General features: G+C 74.4%; 8 protein-coding genes. 4 read left to right on the top strand and 4 right to left on the bottom strand.

Annotated elements, in window-relative coordinates:
• Positions 1–165: 165 nt before the first annotated feature.
• A complete protein-coding gene (locus ACLBYE_RS07340; protein ID WP_447693650.1) occupies positions 166–468 on the bottom strand; it encodes a hypothetical protein in 303 nt (100 codons plus the stop codon).
• A 244-nt stretch (positions 469–712) separates the two neighbouring features.
• On the opposite strand from ACLBYE_RS07340, the gene ACLBYE_RS07335 reads away from it, so the two are divergent.
• The gene (locus ACLBYE_RS07335; protein WP_447693649.1) at positions 713–3,592 is read left to right on the top strand and encodes a phosphoenolpyruvate carboxylase; all 2,880 of its coding nucleotides are present in this window, start codon (positions 713–715) and stop codon (positions 3,590–3,592) included.
• Between the two features lie 9 nt (positions 3,593–3,601).
• Here the strand turns inward: ACLBYE_RS07335 and ACLBYE_RS07330 are convergent, their stop codons facing one another.
• Positions 3,602–4,057, bottom strand: a complete 456-nt coding sequence (locus ACLBYE_RS07330; RefSeq protein ID WP_447693648.1) for an NfeD family protein — start codon at positions 4,055–4,057, stop codon at positions 3,602–3,604.
• Positions 4,058–4,062: 5 nt separating this feature from the next.
• Positions 4,063–5,043 carry an SPFH domain-containing protein gene (locus tag ACLBYE_RS07325; protein ID WP_056531508.1) on the bottom strand — a complete coding sequence of 327 codons (981 nt, stop codon included), beginning with the start codon at positions 5,041–5,043 and terminating at the stop codon, positions 4,063–4,065.
• Between the two features lie 330 nt (positions 5,044–5,373).
• Here ACLBYE_RS07325 and ACLBYE_RS07320 point away from each other — a divergent pair, with 330 nt between their 5' ends.
• From ACLBYE_RS07320 to ACLBYE_RS07310, 3 genes are all read left to right on the top strand, one after another.
• Positions 5,374–6,468, top strand: a complete 1,095-nt coding sequence (locus ACLBYE_RS07320) for a glycosyltransferase family 4 protein (RefSeq protein ID WP_447693647.1) — start codon at positions 5,374–5,376, stop codon at positions 6,466–6,468.
• Between the two features lie 107 nt (positions 6,469–6,575).
• Positions 6,576–7,745: a glycosyltransferase family 2 protein gene (locus ACLBYE_RS07315; RefSeq protein WP_447693646.1), complete on the top strand. Its 1,170-nt coding sequence runs from the start codon at positions 6,576–6,578 to the stop codon at positions 7,743–7,745.
• Positions 7,742–8,776, top strand: coding sequence for a glycosyltransferase (locus ACLBYE_RS07310; protein ID WP_447693645.1), 1,035 nt, complete (start codon positions 7,742–7,744; stop codon positions 8,774–8,776). The genes ACLBYE_RS07315 and ACLBYE_RS07310 overlap by 4 nt, the downstream gene beginning before the upstream one ends.
• 76 nt (positions 8,777–8,852) lie before the next feature.
• On the opposite strand, the gene ACLBYE_RS07305 is transcribed toward ACLBYE_RS07310, so the two are convergent.
• Positions 8,853–9,035, bottom strand: a complete 183-nt coding sequence (locus ACLBYE_RS07305; RefSeq protein WP_091676367.1) for a hypothetical protein — start codon at positions 9,033–9,035, stop codon at positions 8,853–8,855.
• Positions 9,036–9,092 lie beyond the last annotated feature (57 nt).

Raw genomic sequence — 9,092 nt, 5'->3', positions numbered from 1 at the left:
TCGCGGCGGGCGCGGCCGGTGCGGGCGCAGCCTGGGGAGGCGCGGCCTGCGCCGGAACGGCCGCCGCGGCCGGCTTGCCGGCGGGCGCGGCCGCAGCGCCCTGCATCGTCGACAGGCAGAGAGGACCGGCGAGCAGCAGCCCGGCCACCCCGCGCGCGCATCGCTTCATCGCCCGGCTCCCGGCGGATCTCCGCGGAGCGCCGCGTCGCGCTGCGTCCGGTCGAGGGCGCGGATCGGCTCCAGTTCGATCGCGTCCAGATCGAGCACGCGCGGGTCGAGCACCTGGGCGCTGCGGTCGATCGGGCTCTTGCGCGGTCCGACCGAGCCGAGGACGAGGTCCTCGTCCTCGATGTCGAGTTCGGAACCCATGCGCAGGGGCTGGCGTCGGCCGCGCGCCGCCATCGCGGCCACGGCGACGATGGCGACAGCGAAGACCAGAATAGCCAGGATGATGAACAGGCGCTCCATCAGGAGGTCAGCTCTAGCCTGCGGTTCAGGCCGCCGCCACCCCATCCCATCGCCGATATCGCTCCGCCGCGTCGCGGTTGTGTTCCCCGTCACGTCCCCGTTCACCTCCCCGGTCAAGTCCTCGGCCAAGCCCTCGGCCCCGTCCTCTCTCAGTATCCGGTCAGTCCCGGGTCGCGTGCGGAACGCTCCTTGCGTGGGCCGCCGGACCGGGTAGATGCGGGCAGACCGGAGCCGGGACCGACCGATGCAGCACGAGCCGAGCCGCGAGCCCGAGGAGCTGGAGGCGCACCTCCTCGGACTGATCGAGGGCGCCCGGGATCAGGCCCGGGAGGACCCGTTCCGCAATCCCGTCCTGGCGGTGACCCTGGCGATCACCCGGCGCTTCGACCGGAACGAGATCTCGACGGGCGACCTGGACGGCCTGTTCGTGCGCCTGCGTGCCGCAGCGCTGGCGGCGCGGGCGGAACGGCTGCGGGCCTATGTCGGGCTCGATGCCGGACCGGAGGATCCGCAGGCGGCGATCCCCGCGCGGCTCGTGGCGGCGGCACCCGACCGGCCGGACGGCGTCGAGGCCTTCGCGGCCCTGATCCACCGCACCGCCTTCGCGGTGGTGTTCACGGCCCACCCCACCTTCGGCATGCCCCGAGCCGTCGCGGGCCTCCTCGCCGAGGCCGCGAGCCTGCCCGACGCCAGGGACCGCGCCGGGCTGGTCGCGCGCGCGGCGGCCCTGTCGACCCGGCCGGACGCGCCGATCACCCTGGATGTCGAGTTCGAGCAGGCCTGCGCGGCGGCCAATAACGGCCGGCTCGCCCTCGACGCCTTCAACGGCGCCCTGCTCGACGCCGCCCGCGCCCGCTGGCCCGACCGCTGGACCGAGCTGACGCCCCGCCCCTTCGCCATCGCCAGCTGGGTCGGCTGCGACACCGACGGGCGCACCGATATCGGCTGGTGGGACACCCTGCGCTACCGGCTGATCTCGAAGCGCATGCAGTTCGACCGGGTGATGCGCGACCTGCCCGAGATCCCCGCCTGCCGCGAGGTCCGGGCCCTCGCGGAGAACGCCCTGGCGGCCGTGAACCGCCAGCTCACCGTGGCGCCGCGCCTCGGCGACCAGCCGTCCCTCGAGGCGGTGCACCGCTTCGCCCTGGCGCTCATCATCGAGCGCGAGCGCGCCCAGACCGATGCCGGCGCCCTCGTCGCCGCGCTGACAAAGGCCCTCGAGGCCGCCGACGACCCGGCCGACCAGCGCCGGATCGCCGTCCTGCGCGCGGGCGTCGCGACGCACGGCCTGTCGAACGCCCTGCCGCATTTCCGGCTGAACGCCAGCCAGATCCACAACGCGGTGCGGCGGGTGATCGACCTGGAGGGCGAGCCCACCGACGCGGCCCGCCGCCGCTCGCACCTCGCGACGATCCACACGCTGCTGAACGACGTCCGCCCGGTGGCGGTCGATTTCGGCGCGCTCGCGGCCGAGCGGGCCTCGGCGGCGCGGCTGATGATGACGATCGCCCAGATCCTCAAGCACGTCGACGGCACCCATCCGGTGCGCTTCCTCATCGCCGAGACCGAGACCGGCTACACCCTGCTCGCCGCCCTCTGGCTCGCGCGCCACTACGGCATCGCCGACAAGCTCGAGATCACGCCGCTGTTCGAGACGGCGAGCGCGCTGGAGCAAGGCATCCGGGTCCTCGACGACGCCCTGCGCAACCCGCACTGGCGCCAGTATCTGAAGCGCATCGGCCGCCTCACCGTGCAGTTCGGCTACTCCGATTCGGGCCGCTACGTCGGCCAGCTCGCGGCGACCTTCTGGATCGAGCGGCTGCGGCTGCGCATCACCGAGATGCTGGTCCAGAACGGCCTGTCCGACGTCGAGCTCGCGATCTTCGACACGCACGGCGAATCGATCGGGCGCGGCGCCCATCCGACCTCCCTCCGCGACCGCCTCGCCTACCTCGCCCCCGAGGACGCGCGCGACCGCGCCCGGAAGGCCGGCATCCGGGTCCGGCTCGAATCGAGCTTCCAGGGCACTGACGGCTACCTGCTGTACGGCACCGAGGCGCTGGCGCGCGCCAGCGTCGCCCGCATCGCCGAGCACGTCTACGCCCTCGACGTGACGGAGGAGGATTCGTTCTCGGACTACGCCCTGAACGACCGCCCGAAGGCCTCCGACGACGCGATCGACCCGATCTACGCCGAGCCGGACTTCGCCCTCGAGTTCTTCACCGCCGCCCGCCAGGACATGGAGGCGCTGGTCGACGACCCGGGCTACGCGGCGCTCCTCGGCACCTTCGGCCCGAGCCTGATCGACCGGACCGGGTCGCGCCCGGTGGCGCGCCAGACCGACAATGGCGGCCCGGCGCGGATCACCCATCCGCGCCAGATGCGGGCGATCCCCAACAACGCGATCCTGCACCAGCTCGGCTTCCTGGCGAACTCCCTCCACGGGATCGGCCGGGCGGCCCAGCGCGGCCCCGACCTGTTCCGCGACATGCGGCGCGATTCGGTGCGCTTCTCCCGGGCCTTCCGGCTGGTCCAGCACGCCGCCTCGGTCGGCGACCTCGACGTGCTGCGGGCCTATATCGACACCCTCGACCCGGCCGTGTGGCTGGAGCGGGCGCGGCGCACCCAGAAGGATTTCCGCCGGGACGAGCTGGTGGTGATCTCGGGAGCGCTGGAGCGCCTCGACCTCGCCCCCGCGCTGCGGAACCTGTTCGGACGCCTGACCCGGGACTGGCTCGCCCTGAGCGCGGCCGCCCCGGACCTGCCCGCCATGTCGGCCCGGCTGACGCTGCTCCACGCCCTGCGCCTCGCGCTGATCCACCGGATCTGGTTCCTGGCGGTGCACATCCCGGGCTTCCGGCCGCAGGCGGGCATCTCCCGCGAGCAGCTGCTGGAGCGCTTCCTGCGGCTGGACATCGACGGCTGCCTGAAGCTCCTCGACGCGATCTTCCCGGTGACGCCGGACCCGACGCTCGGCCTCAATTTCGGCGAGCCGGCCGGCCCGCGCGACGTCGGCACCTACGAGGCGGAGCACGCCAACCTGTTCCAGCCGATCCGCCGGATGTTCGATCAGGTGCGGGAGATCTCGGGCATGATCCAGCACGAGGTCGGGGCGTTCGGGTAGGCGCGGCCCTCAGGCCGCCTCCACCCGCAGGACCGTGCCGCCGATCCCGGTGACGCGCACCCGGCGGCCCGCCGGCAGGTCGGGCCCCTCGACCCGCCACAGCGTGTCGTCGAAGCGGATCCGGCCCGCGCCCCGCACGATCGGCTCGTCGAGCACGCCCTCGCGCCCGATCAACCCGCGGTCGGCGCGGTTCAGCTCCGGCCCGGCCCGCCGGCCGCGGTGCTGGAGGCGCGCCGCGAGCGCCACCAGGGCGACGGCGAGACCGGCGAACAGCAGGGTCTGGCCCTGCCAGGGCATGGGCAGCGCCGCGGCCGCGAGGCCGGTCGCGACGGCGGCGAGGCCGAGCCAGATCAGGAACATGCCGGGCAGCAGGATCTCGGCACCGGCGAGCACGAGGCCGGCGATGACCCAGCTCCAGGCCGCCCCGAGGGCCCCGAGGGTTTCGGCGAGAGAATCGAGCGTCACCGGCGTCAGGCCCGCGGCGCCGCGACGTTCGGCGGGGTCCCGGTGCGCCGGGGCGCGGCGGCGCCGTCGCCGAAGACCGTGCGGGTGAGCTCGCCGATGCCGCCGAGCGTGCCGGCGAGGGCCGCCGCCTCGATCGGTACCACCACGACCCGCTGGTTCGGCGCGGTGGCGATCGCCCGCACCGCGTCGACGTACTTCTCGGCCACGAGGAAGTTCGCCGCCGCGATGTCGCCCTCGGCGATCGCCCGGCTGACCATCCCGGTCGCCGCCGCCTCGGCCTCGGCCGAGCGCTCCCGCGCCTCCGCGTCGCGGAACGCGGCCTCGCGCCGGCCCTCCGCCTCCAGGATCGCCGATTGCTTGCGCCCCTCGGCCCGCAGGATCTCGGCGGCGCGCTGCCCCTCCGCCTCCAGGATCGAGGCGCGCTTCTCGCGCTCGGCCTTCATCTGCCGGGCCATCGCCCCGGCGAGGTCGGCCGGGAGCACGATGTCCTTGATCTCGATCCGGTTGATCTTGACGCCCCAGGGCGAGGCCGCCGCGTCCATCACCCGGAGCAGGCGCTCGTTGATCTCGTCGCGGTGGGCGAGGAGCTGGTCGAGATCCATCGAGCCGACCACGGTGCGGATGTTGGTCATGGTCAGGGTCGTGGCCGCGAGGTCGAGGCTCGAGACCTCGTAGGAGGCGCGCGCCGCGTCGAGCACTTGGTAGAACACCACCGCGTCGATGGTGACGCCGGCATTGTCGCGGGTGAAGGCCTGCTGGCTCGGCACGTCGATGACCTGCTCCATCACGTTGACCTTGCGGCCGATCCGCTCGACGAAGGGCGTGATCAGGCCGAGGCCGGCGTCGAGGCTGCGGGCGTAGCGGCCGAAGCGCTCCACCGTGTAGACGTGGCCCTGGGGCACGATCTTCACGCCCGCGGCCAGGGTGATGATCGCCAGCACCGCCAAGCCCACGGCGAACACGCTCAGCCCCAACGGAAGCCCCATCGACACCCCTCCCCTGACGGCGCCACGGCCGGCGCGGCCGCGCAGCCTAACAGGCCGATCGGGGCTCCGCGACCGCGGGTCCGAGGGGCAGCCCGGTGGCGTGCCGCGCCGCGGCGTGAACGGTCACCCGCGGATGTCGATCATCAATGGTTCAGGCCGCCGCGCTTAGGAAGCCGGCAAGCGTCGCGTTCGTCGTCGCTCCGACCCCGTCAACGCAACGCTTGTTGAAGAAATATTCGGCATGATCCCCGCCACCCTCGCCGCGGAAAGAAGTCCTTTCGCGCCGCTGCGGGCGGCAGAAATCCCCACCCAACCGGACTCGGTGCGCGCGTGAAGATCGCTGTCCTCGCACATCTGAAATACCCGATCGGCCAGCCCTACGCCGGCGGCCTGGAGATGCACACGCATCTCCTGACCGTCGCGCTGAAGCGGCACGGGCACGACGTCACCCTGTTCGCGAGCCGCGGGTCCGACCCGGCGCTCGACCCGGTGATGCTCTGCGATCCGACCGGGGACGCGCTCCTCGACCCGGAGCGGGAGGAGGCGATCGACCGGGAGGAGGAGGACGCCTACCGGCGCATGATGGAGATGGTCGCGGCCGGAGGCTTCGATCTCGTCCACAACAACTCGCTGCACGCCCTGCCGCTGCGCGAGAGCGCCCGGCTCGGCCTGCCCTGGGTCACCGTGCTGCACACGCCGCCCTTCGACTCCCTGGTCGGCGGCGTCGTCCAGGCCGACCCCGACATGGCCTTCCTGGCGGTTTCCCCGTCACTGGCGCAGGAATGGGCGCATCTCGTGCCCGGCGCCCAGGTGGTCGACAACGGCGTGGACCTCTCGACCTTCGCGTTCTCACACGCTGCCGACGATACGCCTTTCGCCTTCTGGTCGGGCCGGATCGTGCCCGAGAAGGGGCTGCACCTCGCGATCGACGCGGCCCGCGCCGCCGGGCTGCCGCTGACCTTCGCGGGTCCCAAGCTCAATCCCGGCTACTGGGCCGCCGAGATCGCCCCGCGTCTCGGGCCGGACCTGACGCATCTCGGCCATCTCTCCCACCGGGACCTCGCCCACCATCTCGGCCGGGCCCGCGTGGCGATCGTCTCGCCCCGCTGGGAGGAGCCCTTCGGCCTCGTCGTGGCGGAGGCCCTCGCCTGCGGCACGCCGGTCGCCGCCTTCCGGCGCGGCGCCATGCCCGACATCCTGGACGCGTCCTGCGGCCGTCTCGCCCGCCCGGACGACCCGCAGGACCTCTCGGTGGCGATCCGGGAGGCCGCCGGCCTGTCGCGCCGGGCCTGCCGCGACCGCGCCGAGGCGCTCTACGACGCCGCCGCGATGACCGGGCGCTACCTGGAGGCCTACGACGCCGTGATCGCGCGCTGCGCCGAGCGGGCGCGGCCGGCCCTGCGCGTCGCCGGAGGACGCGGCTGAACGGCGCGGATCCGCGCGCCGCAATCCGCACCCGAGCCCGGAGCCCGGCGGCATGACGGGCCGCCCCCGACCTCCGCGGCGCACGAGGGTGCCACGGGAGACCTGCCATGACCACCGACGCCGACCATCCGGCCCCACCGCCCTGCGTCGTCTGCATCCCCGCCCGGAACGAGGCCGAGCGCCTGCCGCGCCTGCTCGCCTCCCTGGCCGCGCAGAACGGCGTCTCGGCGCGGGCGCCCCTGCGCGTCGTGGTGCTGGCCAACAACTGCACGGACGGGACCGTCCAGGCGGTGCGCGACGTCGAGGCCTCGGGCATCCTCGCCACCCTGACCCTCCGGCTGATCGCGGTCGAGCTCGGCGGCGCGGACGCCCATGTCGGCACGGCGCGGCGCATGGCGCTCGATGCCGGTGCCGACTGGCTGGAGGCGGACGGGGAGTCGGACGGCATCCTCCTCACCACCGACGCGGATGCCCGCCTGCCGGCCGAGTGGGTGGCGGCCAACCTCCGCGCCCTGGAGGGGGGCGCCCCGCCCGGGGGGGGGGGGGGGGGGGGGGGGGGGGGGGGGGCGGCCCCCCCCCCCCGCGCGGGGCCGCCCCCCGCCGGCGGGGGCGCCCGGCTGGTGATCGACGACGACGGCACGCCGGACCCCGCCCTGACGGACCTGCACGCGCGGATCGAGCGCTACTGGTCCGGTGTCCGGCGCCTGGAGGACCTGCTCGACCCGCCGCCCTACGATCCCGCTCCCCGTCACGGCGACCATACCGGCGCGAGCCTCGCCGTGCCCGCGATCCTGTACCGGGCGGTCGGCGGGCTGCCGGCGCTGCCCTGCGGCGAGGACAACGCCCTCGTCGGGCTGCTGCGCGCCAACGGCGCTCGCCTGCGCCACTGCCCGGACGTGCAGGTGCTGGTCTCGTCCCGCCACCAGGGGCGGGTCTCGGGCGGCATGGCCACCGAGATGCTGCGCCGGACCCGCGTCCTCGACGGGGAGGCCTACCTGCTCCCGGAGGCCGCGCACTGGCAGGCGCTGATCCTGCGCCGCGCGGCCCTGCGCCGGGCCTTCCACCTCGACCCGCCGGCCCGCGCCGCGGCCTGCGCGCGGCTCGGTCTCGACGCCGACGACCTCGCCGCCGTCGGGGCCTGCCCGAACGACATCGCCTTCGTGGAGCGGGCCGACCGGATCCTCGAGTCGCGCAGCCCGCCCGCGCGGGACTGCGCCCTCGACCAGGCGGTCGCCGATCTCGACGCCCTCGCCTCGTCCCTGAGGGACGCCGCGTGACCCGCGGCATCGGCTGGTACGTCCATCACCAGGGCGCCGGCCATCTCCAGCGGGCCCGGGCCGTCGCCCACGCCCTGGACCGGCCCTGCACGATCCTCGGGACCCTCGCCGGGTTCGACACCGCCGGCCTCGACACCGTCGACCTGCCCGACGACCGCCCCCTCGGCGACGCGGCCTTCGACGGCCGGGACGGCGCGACCGAGCGGCCCGAGGCCCTGCACTACGCGCCGCTCAACCATCCGGGGGTCCGCGCGCGGATGGCGCGCATCGCCGCCTGGGCGGAGCGGGCCGACCCGGCGCTCCTCGTGGTCGATGTCTCGGTGGAGGTGGCGCTCCTGGCGCGCCTCCTGTCGGTGCCGACCCTGGTGGTGCGGCTCGCGGGGACCCGGACCGACCGACCGCATCTGGAGGCTTTCCGCGGCGCGACGCGGCTGCTCGCCCCCTTCCCTCAGGCGCTCGACGGCGCGGCCGTGCCGGACTGGGTGCGGGCCAAGACGCTCTACGCGGGCTTCCTCGGCGCGCCGGCGCAGGCCCCGACCGAGGCGGGACGCGAGATCGTGGTGGTGTTCGGCCGCGGCGGTGCTGGGGGCGACCTCGCGGATCTCGCCGCGGCGGCGCGGGCGATTCCGGACCGGCCGTGGCACGTCCTGGGGCCGGTCTCCGGCTCGGGCCCCGCCCCCGGCAACCTGCACCTGCACGGCTGGGTCCCGGACGTCGAGGCGCGGGTCGCGCGGGCGGCTCTGCTGGTGGGCGGCGGTGGCGACGGCGTGGTCGCCCTGGCCGCGGCGCAGGGGAAGCGCTTCGTCTGCCTGCCGGAGGAGCGGGCCTACGGCGAGCAGACCGAGAAGGCCGAGGCGCTGGCCCGCCTCGGGGCCGCGATCGTGCATCCCGGCTGGCCCCCGGCCGCGGCATGGCCGGGCCTGATCGCGGCGGGCCTCGCTCTCGACCCCACGGTGATCTGCGGCCTCCACAACCCGGACGCGATCCGGAAGTGCGCCGCGACGATCGAGGCCCTCGTCCGAGAACTCTGAGCGATCGGCCGGCGCAGGCTCCGACGGCATCTGCGCCGAAGCGGGACCGCTCCGGCGCGAGGAACTCAGCGCGGGATCAGGAGATCAGGTCGAGCTTCGCCGCCTCGATCCCGTCGGCGCGGATCGTGTCCGGCAGGGACGAGAAGTCGCGATAGCCCGCCTCGCGCGCCATGGCGTCGAGGGCCGTCTGCTCGTCGTCGGCCGCTCCCGTCCAGAGCACCGCGCCACTCTTCTTCTGCCTAATCTGGAAAATGCTCATCGACCCCTCCCCGGTCTCGAGAAGACCATCGGCCTATTAACGTCGCTATTCATGGCT

This window comes from Methylobacterium sp. A52T, assembly GCF_053346095.1.
Note: the sequence above shows the minus strand (reverse complement) of the source record. Positions and strands in the feature narration are given on the sequence as shown.

Excerpts from the sequence above, each read along its gene's own strand:
- ACLBYE_RS07340 (WP_447693650.1), bottom strand. The coding sequence starts at position 468 with ATGGAGCGCCTGTTCATCATCCTGGCTATTCTGGTCTTCGCTGTCGCC.
- ACLBYE_RS07335 (WP_447693649.1), top strand. The coding sequence starts at position 713 with ATGCAGCACGAGCCGAGCCGCGAGCCCGAGGAGCTGGAGGCGCACCTC.
- ACLBYE_RS07325 (WP_056531508.1), bottom strand. The coding sequence starts at position 5,043 with ATGGGGCTTCCGTTGGGGCTGAGCGTGTTCGCCGTGGGCTTGGCGGTG.
- ACLBYE_RS07315 (WP_447693646.1), top strand. The coding sequence starts at position 6,576 with ATGACCACCGACGCCGACCATCCGGCCCCACCGCCCTGCGTCGTCTGC.
- ACLBYE_RS07305 (WP_091676367.1), bottom strand. The coding sequence starts at position 9,035 with ATGAGCATTTTCCAGATTAGGCAGAAGAAGAGTGGCGCGGTGCTCTGG.